Annotated in this window: 22 protein-coding genes; 7 read left to right on the forward strand and 15 right to left on the reverse strand. The window is 32.3% G+C overall.

The features are described 5' to 3' along the window. Positions 1–22: 22 nt before the first annotated feature. Entirely contained in the window at positions 23–3,163 is a 3,141-nt protein-coding gene (locus tag ASG22_RS20035) for a UvrD-helicase domain-containing protein (RefSeq protein ID WP_055988436.1), read from the reverse strand. 182 nt (positions 3,164–3,345) lie between these two features. Here ASG22_RS20035 and ASG22_RS20040 point away from each other — a divergent pair, with 182 nt between their 5' ends. The 3 genes from ASG22_RS20040 (at position 3,346) to ASG22_RS20050 (ending at position 5,704) form a co-directional block, all read left to right on the forward strand. Then, positions 3,346–4,083, forward strand: a complete 738-nt coding sequence (locus tag ASG22_RS20040) for a hypothetical protein (RefSeq protein WP_055988438.1) — start codon at positions 3,346–3,348, stop codon at positions 4,081–4,083. A gap of 20 nt (positions 4,084–4,103) precedes the next feature. Next, complete coding sequence (locus ASG22_RS20045) at positions 4,104–4,880, forward strand: hypothetical protein (protein WP_055988440.1); 777 nt, start codon at positions 4,104–4,106, stop codon at positions 4,878–4,880. Positions 4,881–4,969: 89 nt separating this feature from the next. After that, on the forward strand, positions 4,970–5,704 hold the full coding sequence (locus tag ASG22_RS20050) for an SIMPL domain-containing protein (RefSeq protein WP_055988442.1): 735 nt from the start codon (positions 4,970–4,972) through the stop codon (positions 5,702–5,704). Positions 5,705–5,768: 64 nt separating this feature from the next. Here the strand turns inward: ASG22_RS20050 and ASG22_RS20055 are convergent, their stop codons facing one another. From ASG22_RS20055 to ASG22_RS20075, 5 genes are all read right to left on the reverse strand, one after another. After that, a complete protein-coding gene (locus ASG22_RS20055) occupies positions 5,769–6,281 on the reverse strand; it encodes a GNAT family N-acetyltransferase (RefSeq protein ID WP_055988444.1) in 513 nt (170 codons plus the stop codon). A gap of 2 nt (positions 6,282–6,283) precedes the next feature. Further along, entirely contained in the window at positions 6,284–6,505 is a 222-nt protein-coding gene (locus ASG22_RS20060; RefSeq protein ID WP_055988446.1) for a PspC family transcriptional regulator, read from the reverse strand. A 1-nt stretch (position 6,506) separates the two neighbouring features. After that, positions 6,507–7,772 (reverse strand): DUF2851 family protein, encoded by a 1,266-nt coding sequence (locus ASG22_RS20065; protein ID WP_055988448.1) that lies wholly within the window; start codon positions 7,770–7,772, stop codon positions 6,507–6,509. 204 nt (positions 7,773–7,976) lie between these two features. Then, the gene (gene bshA / locus ASG22_RS20070; RefSeq protein WP_055988451.1) at positions 7,977–9,125 is read right to left on the reverse strand and encodes an N-acetyl-alpha-D-glucosaminyl L-malate synthase BshA; all 1,149 of its coding nucleotides are present in this window, start codon (positions 9,123–9,125) and stop codon (positions 7,977–7,979) included. 44 nt (positions 9,126–9,169) lie between these two features. Further along, positions 9,170–10,864 (reverse strand): glycoside hydrolase family 3 protein, encoded by a 1,695-nt coding sequence (locus ASG22_RS20075; RefSeq protein ID WP_055988453.1) that lies wholly within the window; start codon positions 10,862–10,864, stop codon positions 9,170–9,172. 114 nt (positions 10,865–10,978) lie between these two features. On the opposite strand from ASG22_RS20075, the gene ASG22_RS20080 reads away from it, so the two are divergent. Then, positions 10,979–11,500 carry a hypothetical protein gene (locus tag ASG22_RS20080; RefSeq protein WP_055988455.1) on the forward strand — a complete coding sequence of 174 codons (522 nt, stop codon included), beginning with the start codon at positions 10,979–10,981 and terminating at the stop codon, positions 11,498–11,500. An 82-nt stretch (positions 11,501–11,582) separates the two neighbouring features. Here the strand turns inward: ASG22_RS20080 and ribA are convergent, their stop codons facing one another. The 8 genes from ribA to ASG22_RS20120 all read right to left on the reverse strand — a co-directional run bounded on the left by ribA (position 11,583) and on the right by ASG22_RS20120 (position 18,603). Next, on the reverse strand, positions 11,583–12,176 hold the full coding sequence (gene ribA / locus ASG22_RS20085) for a GTP cyclohydrolase II (RefSeq protein WP_055988457.1): 594 nt from the start codon (positions 12,174–12,176) through the stop codon (positions 11,583–11,585). Positions 12,177–12,193: 17 nt separating this feature from the next. Next, the gene (locus tag ASG22_RS20090; protein WP_055988459.1) at positions 12,194–12,652 is read right to left on the reverse strand and encodes a hypothetical protein; all 459 of its coding nucleotides are present in this window, start codon (positions 12,650–12,652) and stop codon (positions 12,194–12,196) included. Further along, positions 12,649–13,263: a DUF4254 domain-containing protein gene (locus tag ASG22_RS20095; protein ID WP_055988461.1), complete on the reverse strand. Its 615-nt coding sequence runs from the start codon at positions 13,261–13,263 to the stop codon at positions 12,649–12,651. The genes ASG22_RS20090 and ASG22_RS20095 overlap by 4 nt, the downstream gene beginning before the upstream one ends. A 20-nt stretch (positions 13,264–13,283) precedes the next feature. After that, entirely contained in the window at positions 13,284–13,499 is a 216-nt protein-coding gene (locus ASG22_RS20100) for a twin-arginine translocase TatA/TatE family subunit (RefSeq protein WP_055988464.1), read from the reverse strand. Between the two features lie 30 nt (positions 13,500–13,529). Beyond that, positions 13,530–15,092 carry a peptidoglycan DD-metalloendopeptidase family protein gene (locus tag ASG22_RS20105; protein WP_055988466.1) on the reverse strand — a complete coding sequence of 521 codons (1,563 nt, stop codon included), beginning with the start codon at positions 15,090–15,092 and terminating at the stop codon, positions 13,530–13,532. Then, positions 15,089–15,934, reverse strand: a complete 846-nt coding sequence (locus ASG22_RS20110; RefSeq protein ID WP_055988468.1) for a DUF4292 domain-containing protein — start codon at positions 15,932–15,934, stop codon at positions 15,089–15,091. The genes ASG22_RS20105 and ASG22_RS20110 overlap by 4 nt, the downstream gene beginning before the upstream one ends. Before the next feature lie 105 nt (positions 15,935–16,039). Continuing rightward, on the reverse strand, positions 16,040–17,056 hold the full coding sequence (locus tag ASG22_RS20115) for a sugar phosphate nucleotidyltransferase (RefSeq protein WP_055988470.1): 1,017 nt from the start codon (positions 17,054–17,056) through the stop codon (positions 16,040–16,042). A gap of 128 nt (positions 17,057–17,184) precedes the next feature. Beyond that, complete coding sequence (locus ASG22_RS20120; protein WP_055988472.1) at positions 17,185–18,603, reverse strand: lipopolysaccharide biosynthesis protein; 1,419 nt, start codon at positions 18,601–18,603, stop codon at positions 17,185–17,187. Between the two features lie 195 nt (positions 18,604–18,798). Between ASG22_RS20120 and ASG22_RS20125 the strand changes: the two genes are divergently transcribed. Both ASG22_RS20125 and ASG22_RS20130 read left to right on the forward strand, forming a co-directional pair. Further along, complete coding sequence (locus tag ASG22_RS20125) at positions 18,799–20,130, forward strand: dihydroorotase (RefSeq protein ID WP_055988474.1); 1,332 nt, start codon at positions 18,799–18,801, stop codon at positions 20,128–20,130. 106 nt (positions 20,131–20,236) lie between these two features. Next, on the forward strand, positions 20,237–21,793 hold the full coding sequence (locus tag ASG22_RS20130) for a WG repeat-containing protein (protein ID WP_185113831.1): 1,557 nt from the start codon (positions 20,237–20,239) through the stop codon (positions 21,791–21,793). Between the two features lie 302 nt (positions 21,794–22,095). Here ASG22_RS20130 and ASG22_RS20135 read toward each other — a convergent pair whose 3' ends face one another. After that, positions 22,096–22,698, reverse strand: a complete 603-nt coding sequence (locus tag ASG22_RS20135; protein WP_055988478.1) for an FMN-dependent NADH-azoreductase — start codon at positions 22,696–22,698, stop codon at positions 22,096–22,098. A gap of 110 nt (positions 22,699–22,808) precedes the next feature. Between ASG22_RS20135 and ASG22_RS20140 the strand changes: the two genes are divergently transcribed. Further along, entirely contained in the window at positions 22,809–23,183 is a 375-nt protein-coding gene (locus ASG22_RS20140; RefSeq protein WP_055988480.1) for a winged helix-turn-helix transcriptional regulator, read from the forward strand. Positions 23,184–23,234: the final 51 nt, after the last annotated feature.

Below are 23,234 nucleotides of genomic sequence, written 5' to 3' on the forward strand. Positions count from 1 at the left end.
ACCAAAGGTGCCGCCGAAATTATTAAAGATATATAAGTTGTGTCTTCAATACCTTTCTCCCCAGGCTTTCAAGGATTCTTTTATAATTCTCAATCTGTTTATCATTTTTCTCAGTTTCTTCACCGGTTTTAAAATCAACAATCATATAGCCTTCATCACTTTTCAAAAGTCGGTCGGGACGATACATTTTGCTTTCTCCGTTTTCTGAGATCATGATATCTTTTTCATTTAGAACTTTCCACTTTTCATCGAAGAATTCAGAATACATCTCAACAATTTCGTGCAGATCCTTTTGAATTTTCGTTCTTTCTTCTATCGTAATCTGACCTTCCAGCACATACCTTTCTAAAACCTTCGCAATATCTTTTTCAGTATTGATTTTTGATAACAATTCATGTACAAAAAGACCGATTCTCACCTTTTCATTTCTTACCTGATAGTTTTTTGAAGGCGTTGCAATCTTTATAGAAGTACTTTTCTCATTAACATTTTTAAGATTTCTAATATTTTGGGTTTTGAAAGATGAGGTCTTGTCCTTTGAATATTTTTTCAGCGTTTCAGGATTCGTTTCGTACAAATCAAATTCATCAAGATTTTCAGAATTTTTAGATTGGAGAAATTCCAGAAGTTCAAGATTATTTGAAGTTTTATTGGCTTTCTGAATGTAAAAAAACAACTGTTCTACGGGTCGGGTGGTTGCCACATATTGCAAACACAATCGGTCTACAAAGTTTTTGTAAGAATTCTGGACATTAAAAAACAGTATTTCTTCATCATACACTTCAAGATTTTTGTTGAACTGATTGATATTAACCGATTTCAACGCCGAATTGTCATTAGTTTCAAACCAATTGGAAAATTCAGCATCACGATTTTTATTCATCATCGGAATAAAAACGATAGGAAATTCCAGACCTTTCGCTTTATGAATCGTCATAATCTGAATGGCATCAATATTTTCCGAAGCCTGAATGGTGTAAGTTGATGCTTCCTCATCCCAATATTTCAAAAATTCTTTCGTACTCGCACTCGCATTTTGCGTGAAGTTGAACAGCATTTCCAAAAAGTTGAGAAGAAAATCTGTTTCTTTATTTTCAAATGAAAATTCGTTGATGTAATATTCTACAAAATTATATAAATTAAACTTAGGAAAATTTTCCTGTTTAAGCTGTAAAGAATAGTTGTTGTGGATGAACTGTAAAATCTCTTCATGCGATTCAATCTCCAGGATTTTCATCATTTCCAAGGTAAAATCGGTCATGCGAATTCTTCCCAGTTTATTAAGGTAATACATCATTATAATCAGATTCTGCTTACTTTTCGGGTTCATTTCCCATTTCAGAAACTCAATGATTGCCTTTAATGTATTGGATAATTCTAAGGTAAGGCCTTTATCAGAAATCGTTTTAATATTGGTTTCTTCACCATGATAATTCACTTTCAGATTTCCTAATTTTTGGGAATAACTGAAAATATCAAAATTTCCGCGGCAAAGAATTGTAATGTCTGAAAATTTAAATCCATTATCAAGACTTTCTTGAATATCTTTCTGCATTCGCTCAGACGTATCATTATAGAAATCTTCGTTGGTGAGATTTTCAATTAAATTAACTTTAACGCGACCTTCTTTGCTAGATTTTGCATTTTGTTCGGCATCAGTCCCGAAAATATTTTTATGTTCCTGCGCCAAATCTCTCGAATGAAATTCATATAATTCATTATTAAAATGAACAATATTTTTTGCACTTCGCCAGTTATCTTTCAACACTAAAAGTTCGGCTTGTTTGGGAGAAAATTCTTTTTTATTGATAATGTCAAGCATTAATTTACTTTCTCCGCCACGAAAACGGTAAATACTCTGTTTTGGATCGCCCACCAAAGTAAAAGAAGTGTTTTCTGAGGAAACGGAATGATCTCTCAGCGGAACAAAATTCTGCCATTGCAATTCCGAAGTATCCTGAAATTCATCGAAGAAATAATGCTGAAACTGCGCACCTACTTTTTCATAAATAAAAGCAGAAGGCTCATTTTTAAGATTTTCATTAATCAGAATATTGAATTTTGAAAGTAAAACCAAGTCATTTTCTTCCTCAATTTTTTTCAATTCGTCCTGAATATCTTTATTAACTTTTAAAGGAAGAAGCGCTGATAAAATTTTCTCTTTTTTCTGCGTTTCAATATATAAAAGAATCAGTTTCATTCTGTTTTCCAGCAATTGTTCTAAAATCTCGCTTACTAAAGATTCTTTAATTTTGGACTTGGCAGCAACAATCTTTTGATAATTATTTATTGCTGTTTCTTCATTAGCTGGAAATGGAAATTTATCTCTTTGTTTATTAAGAAAACGTATTACTTCATTGAAGAATAAACCTAATCCATTTTTTTTCCCACCTGAAAAATCTTCAATTTCAATATTTCTTGATTTAAATAAGTCTATAGATTGTGTTGCTAGTTCTACAGCTAGCTTTTTATTGGTGACGATTTCTTTTCGGAGCGTATTTTTTATTGTTTCATAATTCGTATTGTCGAAATCTTTATTGTCTTTAAGGTGCTCATAATGAATGTCTTTTACAAACTCCTTTGCCGAATTATACAGGTTTTTATTTAAATTAATTCTCTCATTATTCTCCAGACTATAATCTACATAATCCATAAAAGAATTAGAAATTACATCATTTTCCCCGATTTGATCGAGCATTTTGTCAACAGCTTCAATCAAAAAAGGTTCTGCTTCAATTTCAAGGTTAAAATTTTTAGCTAATCCCAATTCATAAGAAAAACTTCTTACCAGACGAGAGTTGAAACGGTCTATCGTACCAATATTCAAAGTAGAATAATTGTGAAGAATGTAATCCAGCAGCTTTTTAGCACGAATATGCAGTTCGTCAATTGTAATCTTCAGGCCTTCTTCCTCAAATGCTTTTTGGATGTTTTTTAAATCTGCATTGTCTGCAAAACTGTCTTTTGAAAAATTTTCCAGCCAGGAAAGAATTCTTTCTTTCATTTCATTGGCGGCTTTATTGGTAAAGGTAAGCGCCAGAATATTTCTGATAGAATACTGCTGATTGGGATATCGAAGACAGATCATCAAAAGTCTCTGAACCAAGGCATAGGTTTTCCCTGATCCTGCAGAAGCATTGATGACTGTATATGAATTTTGCATTTCGTAAATGAGATTGAAAGTGCAAGTTAACTAATTTTTAAAGTAAATTTTAACAATTACAATGCTTCATTTAACAGTTTTTGAAACAAATATCTAAAAGAAATCCCAAAACACGTTAACTGTGGTTAAACTTCTGGTAATGATTAAAAATAACTTTAGTTTTGCTTTATAAAAAACTGTCCGTGAAAATTAAACTATTCTTTATACTATTTACTATCTTCTTCATCAATATCAATGCACAGGATTATATCTTTGGGAAAGCAGTTTCTGAAGACAAGGCTGAAATTCCTGACGTAACAGTTATCAATATCAGAACAGATGAAAGGGTTTCAACCAATCGTGACGGGCACTTTATGATTTCCGGTAGAGCGGGAGACGAATTACGTTTTGTAAAAACAGTGTACGAGCGTACTAACCAAAAAGTTACAAAAGAAAATATCGGCTCACCAATTAATGTAACGTTGATAAAAGCAGCCACTTTGATTGCTGAAGTCGAAATCAAAAAAGAAATCACGGGAGATATTAAAATTGATTCTAAAAATCTGAATCCACCAAAAAAAGTTCAGAAGCTGAAAAGTGATCTTGCCCTTTATATGTCTCAAAAATCCGATCCAAGAATCATGGCAGCCCGACCGGGAGAATTTGTGCAACCTATTACGAAAGGAACATTTTCATTCGGAAAAACCAAAAATAAATGGGATGACATGGATCTGATGAATTATCTGCAGAATGCATTGGGAGAAAAGTTTTTTGAAGATCTCAAAATAGACAAACCTCAGATTCAGCATTTCATCTTATATATTTTAAGAACAGGTTTTGAAAGAAACAAAATCCTGAAATATGGCTACTGTACGGAAGAGGATATGAACAGATTCAAAAACGCTGTTTTTAACAGACTCTCGGCTTACAAAAAGCCTTAAAACCGTAAACGGAGCGAACAATGATTAAGTTAAAATTAGTGGTATTTCTGATTTTTTTATCTATAAATGCATTTTCTCAACAAAAAGTTACCGGCAAAATTTCTGATGAAAACAATATAGATTTAGCTGCTGTTACGGTTATTAATATTACAACAGATCAAAAAGTATACACCAATTCATCCGGCGAATTTGCAATCGATGCTTCTGCTAATGATGAATTAAGATTTATACGGGCTAATTATGAAAGGGCTTCGAGAAAAGTTCTCACTAATGGAGCCAATCCTTTTTTATTTGTTACTTTAATAAGAATTGCTGAAGAAATTGAAGAGGTTAAGGTCGCAAAAATTACCGGAGATCTAGGAAAAGATTCCAAAGCTGTTGCCAAAATTGATCGTGGTGCAATTGTAGAACAGGCTGTCGGTTTACCACAACCTGTCGGAAAAATGAGAGAGAAACCTGCGGAAGTAAAACAAGTTTTAATTCCGATTCTTTTGGGAAGTTTGGATGTTCAAGGTGCTTATAATCTGATTAGCGGGAAGGCGAGAAGACAGAAACGACAGTATAAATATGACGATTTGCAGCAACATATTTTGTGGGTACGAAATAGAGTAGATCCGGAATATTTTACAAAAATGGGAATTCCGGAAGAACGTATTTCAGAATTTATAGAATTTTCTTTTTTAGAAAACCCGCAAATAAGAACGTACGTAAAAGCAAAAAATCTATCAGGAGTTTTACTTCGTATGGAAGAAATAATTCCTAAATATATCGGAAGACTGAAAAAATCTAAGTCTTAAAAAATGTTAAAATTTGGAATGATAATTGATATAACAAAATCATTGAAAAATCAGTTATAAAATTATAACTCTCAAATTCACAAATTTTTATGAATAAAAATATTATTGCGATTGCCATTGGAGCACTAGGTTTTGTAATCGGTCTCGGACTTCTTGGAAATGCCATTAAAAATAGAAATAAGGCTGAAAATACGATTTCTGTGACAGGTTTAGGGACAAAACAATTTGTTTCTGATTTAATTACCTGGTCAGGAAGTTTCTCAAAAAATAATTTTGATTTAAAAGCGGCTTACGACGAATTGGCTTTAGATAGAAAAGCAATTAATGATTATTTACTGTCAAAAGGAGTTAAGCAAAACGAGATCGTTTTTTCTTCTGTTGACATCCAGAAGCAGTTTAAAAATTATACTGACTCAAACGGAAATAATGTTCAGAACGAATTTATAGGATATAATCTTACACAAACGGTTTCTATTGAAAGTAAAGAAGTTGCAAAAATTGAAAATCTTTCAAGAAATATTACAGAAATCATCAATCGTGGAATAGAGTTTACATCATCTTCACCAAGTTATTTTTACACCAAATTAGCAACCGTAAAGCAGGAAATGATTGCTTCTGCAACAAAAGATGCCAAAGAACGTGCAGAGAAAATTGCTGAAAACTCAGGAAGCAGTTTAGGAAGTTTGAAAAAGGCGACGATGGGAGTTATTCAGATTACGGCTCCTAATTCTAATGAAGATTATTCTTATGGCGGAACTTTCAATACAGCTTCTAAAGATAAAGAAGCGAGTATTACGATTAAATTGGAATATGAAGTGAATTAATTTTTTAATTTTCAATGAAAAAAATATAAGAAAATCCGAAGCATAATAACTTCGGATTTATATTTTAATGATAAACAATATCGTAAATTTCGTCTTTTACTTCCTCCAGATTTTCAGGAGAATAATTTGCCAGCAGCCATAAATCTAACGGTTTTTTGTCCTTTCCATAACTCGGTTGAATGTATGATGCATCAATCAGTTTAAAACCGTTTTTCTGATAAAAATAATAGCGCCTTTTGGCATCATCACACAAATGTTCAGGTTCGATTTCCAAAATAATTCGTGGATAATTTTCAAATAAATACCCTGTTATATGAGAACCTAATTTCTGACTTCTGAATTCCTGAAAAACCTCAAAATGCTCTACAAAGGTAAAATTGCTTAATTCCCAAATGATCAAATAACCAATATTTTTTGCTTCATGCAACGCAGAGATAACCTTTACATTTGAATGATTAAAAAGAGGAATAAATTTATCCCAATCTCTTCGTTCATCTTCGGGAAAAGTAGTTGAATACGAATTGTATATTTCCTGAATTCTGTAATCGTCAGGAGAAGTAATAGGTAAAAATTCCATAATTATAAATCAAAAACATTAGGTCGCCTTGTGATGAACATATCTTTGATCCACAGTGTAAACGCCAATCCAAGATAAATCAAAAAGAAAAATCCTGCTGTGGCAAACGTGGAATAAATGAAAAAAACTCTCAGTTTAGATACCGGAATTCCAAGTTTTGCACCGGTTCTTGTGAGAACGCCAAACCATTCTCTTTCCATTTTGTGGCGGATATTATCAAACATTTCAAGATTCTTTTAAAATTTTAAATCCAATACTGCAATGTAAGCAATTTTTTTCTTCACAGGAATTTTTATAATGATAAATCAAACTCTGACTTTCCAAAGCATTTTTGCACTTTAATCCTAATTTTTTCCAATCATCGATAATTGAATTTTTTTCTGCTGAAAGATTTTTATAGAAGTCGAGAATCTCATCTGTAATTTCTTCATGATGATATTTGTGATAAGTATATTTTAAAGGTAAAACCGTATTTAGAATGATCAATTCAATAAAATCCTTACTTACAATTTTTAGTTGATGAGCAGTTGAAATTTTCCCGAAATTAAAATGATGATCCCAATATTCAGAAGCTTTTATATCTTTAAAAATCTCAAATAATTCGTCTGAGCTTTTTGCATGAATGATTTTTGAGAATAAATTTTGCTGAAAATGGTAAAGATTTGCCAATTGTGACAATCGAATCGTGGGAAAATTTGGAGGTCGTAACCGTAGAAACTTCGGGCGAATGATGAGATCAGTAATGTTGAATTTAGCTTTAATAAAGTCAAATTCCCGCTTCCAGATTTTCATTTGATTATCTTCAGGATTTTCTAACCAACCTGAAATTCCGAAAAATAATGCTTCCAACTGTGTTTCGTTTTGTCGGATTTTCAGAAGAGTAGTAAAATCGATGCTTTCTGCAATTTGTTTGAAAATAAAAGCATTAACTTTCAAACCGAAGGAATAAGCGAGGCTATGAAATAAAACAGCTTCAAAATTATTTTTGAATTGCTCCAAACTCTTTTCGAATTCCAAAGATTTTTCTTCTAATTTTTTCAGAATGTTCTCTTCATGAAAATGAATTGGAATTTTAATTGAATCAAAAAGATTTTCACAGGCAATAAACTGACTTTCAGATAGAAGTTTTTCGTGTTTCCAGAGAATATTTTCATCGATGTGAGTTCTCAATTCCAGAGTTGGAATATTTTTATTTTTGAGTTCGTCAATCTCAATATCATTTTGAAAAACGACGTGAAGAATAATGTTTTCATAATTGGGATCCTGAGAGTGATTGTGAAAAATCCAATCGGAGGATTTGATATGAAGTTCGATGTTTCCGGCGAAAATAATATGATTGATCTTAATTTTTGCCGATAAGAAATCCGGACCGGAATCTGTATTCCATTTGCCGAAATCTAGTATTTCAACAGGGTTTCCTTCAAGATCCTTGAAGTCGAAATGCTTGAAAACTTTATAGTTCCAGAGGTATTGAAGTAATTTTTCCGTCATGTGTGTGATACAAATTTAAAATAAAAACCGATATGTTTTATTTAAAATTTTAAAAATCAATTCAATACGGGAAATTATTTACTGAAACATATATTTATGCGTATGATATTAATGGATTGTGAAATTGTATTTAATAAAATTAAAAGGAATAAAAAAAAGACAGCATTCTCTTAAAAGAATACTGTCTTTATATTTTTAAACTTTCTAAGCTTTTGTCAGCTCGCTTTTAAAATTCTCTATAGTAGTTCTGTACATTTCTTCATAAATCGGCAGAATGTTTTTCAAATCAAATTTTATAGCTTGTTCCTTGGCGTTAAGTTTCATTTGAGCTAAAAGTTCATCGTTGCTCAGTAATTTAATGCAGTAGTTACTCATGGCTTCTACATTCCCTATCTCTGCCAAAAATCCGGTTTCTCCCTGAATATTAACTTCCGGAATTCCACCTGCATTTGAACTGATCACTGGAGTGTTTGCTGCCATTGCTTCCAATGCTGCCAAACCGAAACTTTCCTGCTCAGAAGGCAGTAAAAATACGTCAGAAAGCTGAAGAATTCTGTATAAATCATTCACTTTTCCTAATAGACGAATCTTCGAAATCAAGTCTGGATTTTCTTCTAAAAACTGATTTACTTTTTCCATATCCGGACCTTCTCCGATGATGATTAATTTCGATTTTACCTTTTTCTGAACATTTTTGAAAATCTGCAATACTTCGTCCACCCTTTTTACAGGACGTAAATTGGAAACATGAATTAAGATTTTTTCGTCAGGATTGGCAAATTGCGTTCTCTGGCAGTCGCTGGGTTCATCAAATTCTGAATTATCAATAAAATTGGTAATCACCTGAATTTCTTTTTTAATTTTAAAGAACTGTAGTGTATCTCTTTTCAAACTTTCAGAAACTGATGTAATCGCATCTGATTGATTGATTGAGAATTCTACTGCGTGTTTGTAACTTGGATGCTGCCCAACCAGTGTAATATCCGTTCCGTGAAGTGTTGTTACCAAAGGAACATCATTGTTGTCTTCCTTTAGCATTTGTTTAGCTGTAAAAGCTGCATAAGCGTAAGGAATTGCATAATGAGCATGAAGTAAATCCAATTTATAAAGGTTTACAACACGGTAAATCATCGAGCTTAGTGCAATATCATAAGGCTGATACTGGAAAAGTGGATACGTCTGTACATTTACTCTGTGGAAAAAAATATTAGGGTTGGTAATATCTAATCTCGCAGGGAGTGCATTGCTGATGAAGTGAACCTCGTAACCTTTGTTTGCCAGCGACATTCCCAGTTCTGTTGCCACGATTCCGCTGCCGCCGTATGTTGGATAGCAAAGTATGCCTATTTTCATGAGTTTTTTGTTGTTTTGATGTTGTAAATATTTGTATTCACACGTTATTTTGCAGTTATTGAATCTAAATCGATTCCCATTCCTGCTTTTAATTTATCGTTTACCAGGACAGGAAGTCTGCCCCAGATTTTTGTTTTTCCGTTTAATGCATCTGCTGTTGCCCTCATCGAATCATCATTATTTTCATAGGAAACCAAAACGGTTGAAATTTTTGAAATATCAATATCTTTCAAAGCGTAAGCACTACCGAAAACATTTAGAATAATATTTTGCTTTTTAGCTAAATCTTTTAAAACTTTCTTTGATGAATCTGAAATTTTATAAGGCTTATAAGCTGTTGAATTATCTTTGTGTAAACCAACAATCACAGTAGAATGTTTCGGAATTGTATTGATTTCATTAGCTTTTTTGATAATTACATTTGAACCTAATTGATCGGCGAAAGTCTGATACGGAGCTTCTTCCAAAGAGACATAATAAACTTGTTTATTATTTAACGGCAGCAATTTTTTCTCATCTTTTAATAAGGTCAAAGCATTCGAATAGAGATTCTGAACCAAAACTTTATGAGAATCATTATTTAAATCTGAATTAATGTTTTCCGGATTTTTTGGAGTATATGTGTCTAAACCTAAAAAATATTTCGTCAAAAGGATTTTTTTCACACTTTCCTCAACTCTTGATTGTGAAATTTCTCCGTTGTCAATCGCTTTTTGAATTAATTTTTTCCCACTTGCAACACCTTGAGAGAACAGCATAATATCGTTTCCCGCTTTGAAAGCCATTGCATCCAGTTCTCCCGGATTGTATTTGTTAGCTACAGCGCCCATATTAAGAGCATCTGTGATGATTAATCCTTTGTAACCAAATTTTTCTTTCAATAAACCTGTAACAATGTTTTTAGAAATCGAAGCTGGAATTCCTTTCCCTGATTCTAATGCCGGAACGTATAGATGGGCAATCATAACACCGCCTATTCCTTTATCCATTAAAGCTTTGAAAGGTGCCAATTCGATAGTGTTTAACCTTTCTAAATCATGTGAAACAACAGGTAAATCTAAATGTGAATCTGTATTGGTATCCCCATGCCCTGGAAAATGCTTAATTGCCGCCAAAATATTATTATCCTGAAGTCCATTTGAGTAGGAGAGAGCAGAACTTATAACGTTATTTACCTCAGACCCGAAGCTTCTGTTTCCGATAATCGGGTTGCTTGGATTGGTATTGACATCAACGACTGGCGCAAAATCCCAATTTATCCCCATTCTGTGACAGTCTTCTGCAATTTTGGCAGACATCTGATATATTAAATTTTTATCCTGAATTGCTCCTAACGTCATAGCCCAAGGGTATTTATGAGCTGTTGCGATTCTTTGGAAAACTCCCCACTCTGCATCCATTCCAATCATCAATGGGACTTTTGATTTTTGCTGAAATTCATTCACCAGATTAATTTCTCTTGATGCATCATCCTGCATTAAAATCAATCCACCGATTTTATCATTTACGACAATATTTCTAACGGTACTGATCTCATTTTCACCTTTATTGGTATACAATGCAACGATGAAAAGCTGTCCCAATTTTTCGTCCTGAGAAAGCGATGAATAGGTTTTATCAACCCATAAATTTGCCTTTTTTAAATCTTCTGTAGAAATATTTTTGGGCTGATATTGAGCTGATATTTTTGAACTTAAAAATAAGAATATAAAGAGTGAAGTATAAATTAATTTCTTCATGATTTTTTGAATAAGAACAAAAATACAACTAAAAATAGGATGAAAACAAAGTTTTTGCAAATTTTGGTATATGATTTGAATATGCTTTATTAATAATAACAAAAATTTTATAAAATGAAAAAATTTCTTCCACTTTTACTATTAGCTTTTGTAAGCATATTTATATTTAGCTGTAAGGATGATGATGACCAAGATTTTGATACATACTCAAAAGTTGCTGATGTAACGGGTAACTTTACAAGTGGTAATTCTTATGCATTTACTCAAGGAATTAATATTCAAGGTACTGATGTTGTACTAGTTTATAGATATTTAGGAGATTCTTGGCAATTAATCCCAAAAATGATGTACTTACCTGATGCTACAGGTATGCCTACTAACAGAGAATTTCAATACAATTTTGTCTTCGACACTAACAATGTACAAATAAGTATTGATGATCAAAACTTTAATTTATCAACAGGATTAAATTCTACTGAAGCAACTCAATATCTTTCTAATCAAAGATTCAGAATAGTTTTAGTTCCAGCAAGTGCAGCGAAAGGTACTTCAACAGTTGATACAAGTGATTACAATGCAGTAATTAAATATTATAATCTTAATGATTCTAATGTAAAAGTTACTAAAGTTAATTAAGAATATATCTTTTCAATTTTTTATAATTACAAAAAAGCTCTGGAAGAAATTCCAGAGCTTTTGCTTTTATATTGTTTTTTAATTATCCATTATCATCAAGTAAATGACCGAAGTAATCTTTTTTAGTCTGTAAATATCCTTTACTTATTTCAGTTGCTGGAATTTGTAAAGGAATTCTTGAATTAAGATTGATATTACTTTCTGTAACGTATTTTACCTTTTCAGGATTATTAGTTAGTAAATTGATATCTTTTACATCTAATTGGTTTAAAATATCAATAGCAACCTCAAAGTTTCTGTCATCTGCAGGAAGTCCCAATTTTAAATTCGCCTCCACTGTGTCAAAACCTTTTTCCTGTAAAGAATACGCCTTTAATTTATTGATGATCCCAATATTTCTACCTTCCTGACGAAGATAGATAATAATTCCCCCATTTTCATGGATATATTTCATTGCGGCATCTAATTGCTGCCCGCATTCACATTTTTTTGAATGGAAAACCTCTCCTGTGATACATTCTGAATGGAAACGCACATTTACAGGTTTTGTAAGGTCTGTATTTTCTGCGAGAATTGCCATGTGGGGCATCCAGTCATTTTCATTTTCAGAAAAAGCAATCATTCGGAAAGTACCATGCTCGGTAGGAACATTGGCTTCCGCCTGGATTTTAATCATTAAGTATAATTATTTTTTTAATTTCCTTTTATAGAATCTTCAATTACTGAAATATTGGTTTTTAACCTTACCAAATATCTGTTTAAAACCTCATTATCATCCTTGTTAAGACTTTCTCTTAACTTCTGGATTTTTTTATAAGATTTCTCGAAGTCTTTTACAGCTTTATTTTTACCTGACTTATTATTGGCATCGATTGCATATAAATAGTTCTGTAAACTGTATTTTAAAGTAGTAATTTCGTTGTTTAACGGAGTATTTTTAAATTGAGGAAAAGTAGCAATGAGGTTAGAAATTTCTGAAGCATTTACATTTTCTTTTATGTTAATTTCAATGCCTGCTTTAGCTCCTTTTTCTGAGTCAGAACCTTTAGATTCGCTATAAAAACTACTTGACAGCGGAGAAAAGTTAGGCTTTTCCGTTGCGCAAGAAGATGTTATAAGTAATATTACTCCGAAAAAAGATAATCGTCTCATTTTTGTTGCCCCTTTTGATATAGGATTGGGTTAAGACTTTCGTCATTGTACATTTTCATTTGTTTGTACACTTTTATCTTAACGTCACCGTTTTCAATATCAGTAAGCAACTGATTAATAGAAGTTGAGAGATCTTCTTTTTGAGTAAGCAGCACATCAAGTTTTGCTTGGCAGCTTGCTCTGTGCTCTTCAGTAGCAGAATCTCTGTTTGCTTCTAACGACATATGATAAACCTTTAAAGCGAGAATTGAAAACCGATCTACCGCCCAGGCGATAGTTTCAGTATTGATTTTTGCCTCAGGTTTTGGGGTAATTTTTTCAAATTTATTAAGAAACCAACTGTCTATAAACTCCACCAAATCAGTCCTTTTCTGATTCGAAGCATCTATAGTTCTCTTTAATTGAAGAGCTTCAGTCGGATCAATATTTTCATCTCTAATAATATCCTCCAAATGCCATTGAATGGTATCAATCCAGTTTTTAGCATACAAAATTCGTTCCAAAGTATCTTTTTCGAACGGATTATTAATTAGAGTGTTAACATTATCATATAAGTGATAATCTTCAATAGATTGATTGAAGATTTTCCATGCGGTCTCAGTAAAATTCATCAGTTATTTAAAGAAATTTTTTAGTTGCCAGAAGGATTGTTAACGTCAGTCGGAGTCGTTTTTTTCTCTGCTCCCGGTTTGTCTTCTTCTTTTACAGCATCTTTAAATTCTTTAATACCTGAACCTACACCTCTCATTAATTCAGGGATTTTTTTACCACCGAAAAGTAATACAAGAAGTACTGCTACAATTAAGATATGTTGCCATGATAAGGCAAGTATTGTTAAAGTATTCATTTCTAAAATTTTTACAAAGTTAGTCTTTTTTTAATAAGAAACCCATCCTAAAGGATCAACCGGTGTGGTTCCGTTCCATACCTGGAAATCAAGGGTATACGATCCATCAAAATCCTGACCTACGACACCTACCTGTGTTCCTGCAGAGACCTGCTGACCTTTAGAAACACTGGCACTTCCCAAGTTAGAATAAATGGTAAAATAATTACCATGCTTTATCATCACGGTCTTAGTTCCGTCACTGTTTGCAAGAATTGAAGACACTGTTCCCGGGAATACTGATTTTGCTCGTGTATTTGCAGGAACAGAGATTTTAATCCCGTTATTTTCCTCTTTAATATTTTTGAAGACAGGGTGTTGCTGTACTCCGAATCGGTGGGTAATCTGCCCTTTATCCACAGGGAATCCCATTCTTCCTTTATTTTCTGCAAAATTATTTCCGGCAACAGTTGAAACTCCGAAATTTGTCATCGCCTTGGATTCTGCTGCTCTTTTGTCGTCTTCTTTTTTCTTTTCTAGTGCAGCTTCTGCAGCTTTAGCAGCTATTAATTTATCAGCAGCTTCTTTTGATTTTACAGCAGCTTCATCGGATGCTTTTTTGGCTGCAACTTTTCTTGCTGCGTCTCTTGAAGTAGCTTCACTTCTTGCAGCTTCTTCACTTCGTTTTCTTTCTTCTTCCGCTCGTTTTTCTGCAAATTCTCTCGCCTTTTTGGCTTCCGCTTCAGCAATTAATCTTTCTTTCTCTAAAGCTGCAGCTCGTGCTTTATTTTCAGCTTCTATTCTTGCTTTTTCTCTTTCTGCAGCAATTTTTGCTAAACGAATTTTCTCAGCTTCTGCTTTTCTTCTTGATTCTTCTTCGGCTTTTGCAATTCTGATTTCTTCTGCAATAATCGATCTTATCTGCCCTTCAAGAGCTTTAGACTGAGTCTGTTTTTGTCTTAATTCTGAAGTTAATTTAGATTCGTTTTTCTTAAATTCTGTTACAAGCTGTTCTTTTTGGGCTCTTTCAGCGCTGATAGTCGTTAAATCTTTTTGCTGATTAACCAAAAGATTTTCTTTCTCCTTCACATAACCTTGTTTTTGAGCAATCATTTTTTTGATTTGATTGGCAGCATTTGTAATTTCTGCCGCTTTTTTATCTTGATAATCAGAATATTGTTTTAAATATTGAACCCTTCGGATCGCTTCTCCCATATTTTTGGCAGAAAGAATAAAAGTAACTTTATTTTGTACTCCTTTATTTTTATAGGCATTCACCAAAACGGACGCATAATTCTTTCTAAGAACGGCAAGGTCTTTATTTTGGCGGTTAATATCCAATTGACGAAGATAAATATCATCTTCAATAAATCTCTTTTCCTTTTGAGTATTGCTGTAAACTTTTTCTCTTAATAATAATTTTTTATTAACATTATCGAGATAGGCAACAGAGAGTTTAGACTCGTTCCTTGTTTTTGCTAAATCTGTATTTATTTGGGCAATTTGTTTTTTAAGATCAGCATTTTGTTTTTGCAACTGTTCTTTCTTCACGCTCTGTCCGTGGTGAAGACCAAACAATAAAATACCTATTAAAAAGCTAAATTTTTTAATCATTGAATCTCAATTTTCTTATAACTTGACGGAACAGAATAAGGTGTATCCATCCTCGAAAAGTCAAATTTCGTATTTTCTATTAAAATCTGACTGTTTTTACTTCCTTTTATAATTATTTTAACATTTTTCGGAAGGCGTACATTGTTGGATTGTAATTCCCAATCATCGTAAGTAATTTCCATGGAATCATTGGACTTTGCATCTTTCAAATGCAGCATAACAAGATCAAAATCTTCTGAATATTGCATTGATATTTTATACTCCCTTTCAATATCACCAGTCTGGATTTTTATGTTTGATAGAGATTCTACAAGATAACCGTTGTCATTCTTTATTATTTTCGCATTTTTATTACTTATGGTAAAAAATGTTCTTCCTAATAAAAGTTTTTCAAGGTTTTTATAATCAATAAAGTTAACGTTTAAAAGATTATTCAAATAATCAAAATCGGAGTCAATATAGTTTTTATTGTACTTATCCATTGCTTTAATTCCTTCCGGAGTAATTAATGCTCTCGCTGCATTAAAAAACAGGAAGTCGATTCTTGACCATATTTTTTTATCTGTTTCAATATAAATAACGGCGTCAAGCGGACTTACTTTTATATTATCGGCTGTAATTTTACTGTTGATTTTTAAATAATCAAAGGTTGGATGAAGGTAAATTTTCTGATAAAAGTCTAAACGATCTGCCACATTTTTTTCTTTTTTATCGGGATCATTTATATCTACATTTGCTATTGAAAGACTGTCAATATTTTGATTCTGTTGATTGGCAGTTTTTCTCGCCTTACAGCTATAGATAAGAAGTGTAAAAATAAATAAGGGAATCCACTTTTTCATTGTTGAAAATTTGATAAAATGTTGCAATATTAACGCCAAACCACACAAAATATTTGTGTGGTTTGAATATACTTTATTTAAGTTAAATATTTTCTGTTTTTTCAACTATTTTGATAAAAAATCTAAAACTGAATAATCTCCTAAAGAAATTTCTCTTGCAACCCCGAAATACTGAGCCGAATTTCCGATCATAGAATTAGAAAGATTTCCATGATTAATTTTTGTGTTTTCCTGAATCAAAGAATTTTCAATATTAGAATTCACAATGACTGTATTATTTCCTAAAGAAACCCCAGGACCCACTTTAGAGTTTGAAATCTTTACGTTTTCACCAATAAAGCATGGTTGAATAATTAAAGAATTTTCAATTACAGCAGAAGCAGGGAAATGAGACATTTCTTCCATTTCGTATGCTAAAATTTTACTGTTGGTTTCTACGGTTGCATTTTTGTTTCCGCAATCCATCCAGTCATCTACTTTACCCAGAGAGAATTTTGCACCTTTCTGACGAAGATTTTCTAATGCGGTTGTAAGCTGATATTCGCCGCCAACTTTAATATCATTATCCATGATAAAATTAATTTCGGACATCAGTTTTTCGCCTGAGTTGAAATAATAAATCCCAATAATGGCAAGATCGGAAACAAAGGTCTGAGGTTTTTCTATAAAATCTGTAATGAAACCATAATCATCTAATTTAACCACACCAAAAGCAGAAGGGTCTTCTACTTTTTTTACCCAAATTACTCCGTCTGAATTAGTATCCAAAGTAAAATCTGCCTTAAAAAGAGTATCTGCAAAAGCTACAACAACATTTCCCGTCATCGATTGCTCTGCGCATTTTATAGCGTGTGCCGTTCCCAGAGCTTCTTCCTGATGATAAATGCTTCCTTTTGCTCCTAGTCTTTCAGCAATTTGTAATAAAGATTTTTCAATCTCCGGGCCAAAATCTCCGATGATAAAAGCTACTTCTTCAATTTCTTCACCTGCAACTTTAGCAATATCTTCCACTAATCTCTGTACGATAGGTTTTCCTGCAATAGGAATAAGAGGTTTTGGAACTGTCAGTGTATGTGGACGTAATCTGGAACCACGTCCAGCCATAGGGACAATAATTTTCATAAACTGTAATAAGTATGTTTGATAGTTTTAATAAAGTAAAGATAGGAATTAATATCAATGGCTTGGCATGATTTATACCTTTTTAAACATCTGTTAAAATTTGTAATACAAGTAAACCGGATGAAAGCCTATCTTTTAATTTTTGATAACAGCATTTTTTTTTCGGAATAAATCAAAATTCCTGCATAGACTAAGAACAGTAGATTCCCGATCCATATATTATAATCAAAGAATTCAACAATCATATAACTGAAGACGGCCAAAAGTACTACGAAAAAAGATATTTTCCTCATTCTGTAAGGGATTGGATAGTATTTTTGACCTAGCCAATAGGAAAGAACCATCATGAAGAAATATGCAGCTAAGGTCACCCAGGCGGAAACCATGAAACCGTAAGTTTTCAATAAAGTTAAATTTAATATAATCGTAATAATCGCCCCTGTCCAGGAAATGTAAGTTCCGATTCTTGTTCTGTCAGTCACTTTATACCAAGTCGAAAGATTATAATAAATTCCAAAAAATAAATTGGCAATTACAATAATCGGGATGATATTAATGGCAATCCAATAAGAACTGTTTGGAACCAGTAAAAGTTTAAGCCAAGATACATTGGCAATAATTCCCAGTGCAACGATTGATGCAAAAAAAGAGAAATATTCCGTCACTTTTGCGTAGGTATATTTGGCGTTTTCGTTGTTCATCTGCTTAAAGAAAAACGGCTCAATTCCCATTCTGTAAGCGGTCACGAAAAGTGTCATCAAGACTGCCATTTTATAGCAGCCACCGTAAGCTCCGGCATTTTCATCTTCAATTAAAAATTTCTGTATGGATTTATCAAAATTTTCATTCACCATAAAAGCCAAACCGGCAATCATAATCGGCCATGAATATTTGATCATTTGTGTAAAAAGATCTTTTGAAAACTGGAATTTCACTTTTAAAAGTATTGGGAAAACCAATACAACTCCCAAAAAACTTGCTGCCAAATTGCTGTAAAAAGGATAAGATACTTTTTCTTTCAACCCTAATTTTAAACTAAATTCTTGTGGGATATAAAGGAATAAAGCAATCGCAAAAGCACTTTGGAAAATAGCTTGGGTTACCCTGATTGTCGTATATTTTATTGGTTTGTTGTGAAATCTGAACCAAGCTAAAGGAATAACCAAAATATTGTCAAAAAAAGCAATCCATGCAAACCATCGGATATATTCAGGGTTGGAAGAATAATCTAATGCGTCGGCTATAGGTTGGTTAAATAATAAGACAAGTAGTAAAAAAACAGAAGATAAGCCTGTCAGAAACCAAAATGAGGTATTGAAAACTTTCTGTTCATTTTCTTTATCAGATGAAAATCTAAAATAGGCAGTTTCAAAACCGAAAGAAAGTACAATATTTACAAAAGAAATCAATGCATACAGGTTGGTGAAAATTGCAAAAGCACTGTTGTCGATATTTTTAATAAACAGATAATTAAGCAATACAACAATAATCCTCGGCATAATCGCCCCAATTCCATATATAATTGTCTCGTTGAGAAGTTTCTTCAAAATGTGAAATTTTATGCAAATGTAAATAATTAGGAATTGATTTTTTATCAGGGAGGTTAAAATTCATTCATAAATCTTAATTTTGCTTTATTACAGAAGTTAGAGATTGGAGATTAGAAATTAGTGATTACACTTTTTTAATTTTCAATATCAAAACTAACTTCTAAGATCTAACATCTAATTTCTAAGTAAAAAATGAAGACCTTAATCAAAAACGTAAAAATCGTCAACGAAGGAGAGATCGTTGAAGGTGATATTTTAATTGAAAACGATTTAATTTCCAAAATAGATTCTCAAATTTCTGAAGAAGCAGATCAAGTTATTGATGGTGAAGGAAAATATCTTTTACCGGGCGTTATTGATGATCAGGTGCATTTCCGTGATCCGGGTTTGACGCATAAAGGCGATATTGAAACAGAATCCCGTGCAGCAATCGCAGGAGGAATTACCAGTTTTATCGATCAGCCTAACACTGTCCCTAATGCAGTTACTCAGGAATTATTAGCAGATAAATATGAGATTGGATCTCAAAAAGCATATGCCAATTATGGTTTCATGATGGGCGGAACCAATGATAATTTAGAGGAAGTGTTGAAAACAAATCCAAGAAATGTTCCCGGAATTAAATTGTTTTTAGGCTCTTCCACAGGAAATATGTTGGTTGACAATCCTGAAACGCTGGAGAATATTTTCAGCAATACAAAAATGTTGATTGCTGTTCACTGCGAAGATGAAGCGACAATTAAAGCCAATACTCAAAAATATATGGATGAATATGGTGAAGATATTCCTGTAAAATTCCATCATTTGATCAGAAGCGAGGAAGCTTGTTATAAATCTTCTTCAAAAGCGGTTGAATTGGCAAAGAAAACTGGTGCAAGACTTCACGTTTTTCATTTGTCGACGGCAAAGGAAATGGAACTTTTCAGCAATGATATTCCTCTAAAAGATAAAAAAATTACTGCGGAAGTTTGTGTTCATCACCTGACTTTCACCAATGAAGATTACGATACAAAAGGTGGATTGATAAAATGGAATCCGGCCGTAAAAACTCAAAAAGACAAAGACGGACTTTGGGAAGCATTATTGGATGACCGAATTGATGTGATTGCAACCGATCACGCACCTCACACGTGGGAAGAAAAGCAGAATGTGTATACAAAATGTCCTTCCGGAGCACCTTTGGTTCAACATTCTTTGGTTGTCATGTTGGAAAATTACATCAACGGAAAAATTTCTTTAGAGAAAATTGTTGAAAAAATGGCTCATAATCCTGCGATTCTTTTCAGGGTTGAAAAAAGAGGTTTCGTGAGAGAGGGTTACAAGGCAGATTTGGTTTTGGTTGATGTAAACGAAAACTGGACGGTTGCCAAAGAAAATATCCTTTACAAATGCGGTTGGAGCCCGTTGGAAGGAATGAATTTCCATTCTAAAGTTACTCACACTTTCGTCAACGGAAATTTGGTTTATGATAACGGAAAAATTAATGAACAGAAATTCGGGGAGCGTTTGCTTTTTGAGATTTAGTATCAAAAAAATCTAATATTAAATGCTGTTCAGAATGATGAGAATGTTCGTGTTGTTTTTCTTGCTTTTTGTTTCCTGTGATTCTAAATCTCAAGAAAATGATAAAATGGATTTATCGAAGAAAAATATTTCGCATTGGGAGCTGGATAAGGAAACTAATTGGTTTAGGGTAAAGCTCAATAATCCTGATAAATGGGGATTTGTTAATAAAGACAGCATTATACAAATTCCTTTTGAATATGATTTTCTTAATCCATTTGAAAACGGACTTGCTTATGCAAAAAATGATGGGAAAGAATTTTTTATTACTAAGAATAATCTGAAATTAGAAGGAGATTATGATGGGATAAATGTTTTTTCTTACGGATTGGCTGCAGTTCACAAAAATGGAAAATGGGGTTTTATTGATAATTCTGGAAAGTTAATTATTCCATTGGTTTATGACAATGTTGATTATTTCAGATATAGTGGATTGGCTGCAGTAAAAAAAGATGGAAAAAGCGGATTTATAAATAAATTAGGAGCAGAAATTATCCCGATTATTTATGATGGAGCTTATCAGGAAATGAAAGATAGCAATGTTCTTGTTGAAAAAAATAAAAAATGGGCTGTATTTAATAATAAGGGTAAGCAACTTTCAGAATTTAAATATGATAATTTAAACAGTTTTAAAAGAGCTTATATTACAGATTTTTCAAAAGATATTTTTAAAAGAGATGAATCTACATTTTTTGAAAATGGAGCTGCTTTGGTAGAGACTAATGGTAAGTTTGAATTTATTAATTCCAGGGCACAAGCTGCTTTTCCTAATAATAAATTTGATTCTGCAACGGTTTTTGATACATATCATAATGCAATAGTTAAAAGAAATGGAAAATACGGAATTATAAAACCTACTGGTGAATTTAGAATTCCGCTAGAATATGATTTTATTGAATATTATGATACCCATCATTTAAATTCTGAATATTATAATGTCAAAAAAGGAAAAATATTTTTCTTCTATAATAAAGATTTAAAAAAAATAGGCGAATCAGAAGAACCAATATACAACGATTTTTCTGTTTCAAATCCTACAATAACATACAAAAATCTAAAAGGAAAATATGGAATTGTTGATTGGCAAGGGAATGTCGTTATTCCTTTTGACTATGATGGAATTTACAAAATTGAAGGGACTCATTTTTTAAGTGTTAAAAAAGGTAAATATTATGGTGTAATTTCGGAAAGTGGTAAAACGAAAATTCCGACAAAATATGAATCTCTTTTCCCGGTTTATGACAAATTTGATGATGAAGATTTAAGACAAAAAAACCTTTTTGTTGCTGATGAAAAACTCATCGACATCAACAACAAAATACTTATAAGGGAATATGATTCCATTATGCCAATTTTTTACAATCACAATAAGTTGATTGTTTCAAAAAATAAAAAATACGGAATTATTGATGTTGATAATAAAATCTTATTACCCATAGTATATGATGAAATTTCAAATTGGGTAGAATATGGACCAGAAAAAAGACATTTTATCAAAAAAAATGGAAAAACAGGATTGATTGAATCTGAAACATTCAAAATAATTATTCCTCCTATTTATGATAGATTTGAACAAAGGATGAATTTAGTTTTGCAGATAAAAATAACAAATATGGTATTCTGAATATTGATAATGAAACGATTTGTCCTTTTATATATGATGAAATAAAACCAAATGTTTTTTATGGATATAGTTTAAAAAAAGAGAATGATGAAATTTTTGGTAAAAAAGGAAATTACTATTACCAAATCGATGAAAAAGGAAAAATTTTGAAAGATATTTCTCTAAAAATATACGAAGAGAAAACAAATTTTGATAAATAATCTTGACTGTAGAAAAATTCTTTTTTGAAGTTCAGGAATAAATAAAACAAAGCCTTTTCAAATTTGGAAAGGCTTTGTTTTCTGACACTTATTATCTAAAAATTAATCGATAACAATACTGTTAATTGCTTTTTCCATAGAAGTTTCCTGAATTCCTGGAATTGCCAGACCTTCTGCACGGAAAACACTTACATCTTTAACGCCATAAAAACCAAAGATATTTTTGACGTAAGGTACATTAGAATCATTACTTTGATACGGACCTTCTGAATAAATATTGCCAGAAGTGAAAGCAATATATAATTTTTTATCATTCAAAAGACCTTGAGGACCGTTTTCATCATATTTAAAAGTGTACCCAGCCCTTGAAGTAAAATCAAAATAAGCTCTGAGCGTAGCGGGAACTGAAAAATTGTACATCGGAGACTCTACCACAATAATATCTGCTTCCTGCAATTCTGCAATTAATCCCTGAGAATATTTGTTGATTTCTTCCTGTTCCGGCGAATGACTTTCTGCAGGCGAGAAAAAAGTATTGATGTGCACTTCCTCCAAAAACGGAACCGGATTTTTCGTCAGGTCACGTTCCTTTATAACTACATCTGAATATTTTTCCTGAATTTTTTCAATAACAGCATTTCCTAATTTTCTGCTGTCGGATATTCCAACTCTTGGGCTTGAAATAATGTGAAGGATATTTTTCATGTTTTAAATTTTAAAATTTCTTTGACAAAATTATGTACATTTGCTTATCAAAAGTTAGTAGTAAACAAAAGGTTAGCAGTAACCTTTTAGTTAGTTGAAAAATTTGAACTATGGATAATACAGTTGCTTTAGAAGAACCAATAACCGCACAAAGATGTTCTGAAAACCTTTCCTCAGTAGAAGATGCCATTTATGTCATCGGCGGAAAATGGAAACTGAAGATCATTATTGTATTACAGGAAAATGGAAATATCCGTTTTAATGAATTACAAAGAACAATTAAAGGAATTTCAGCAAGGGTACTTTCCAACGAGTTAAAAGATTTGGAATTAAATGGTTTCGTGAAAAGAGTAGTACATACCGAGCAAACGCCGATTGTTGTAGAATATATTTCAACAGATTACAGCCGAACCCTAAAACCTGTTATTATGGCGCTTTCACAATGGGGCAGAACACATAAGCTAAAAATTAAAGAAGATTTTTAAATTTAAAATGTAAAATAATCATCAATAGGAATTGGCTTTAGCCTAAAATTA

Source organism: Chryseobacterium sp. Leaf405 (genome assembly GCF_001425355.1).
Classification (GTDB): domain Bacteria; phylum Bacteroidota; class Bacteroidia; order Flavobacteriales; family Weeksellaceae; genus Chryseobacterium.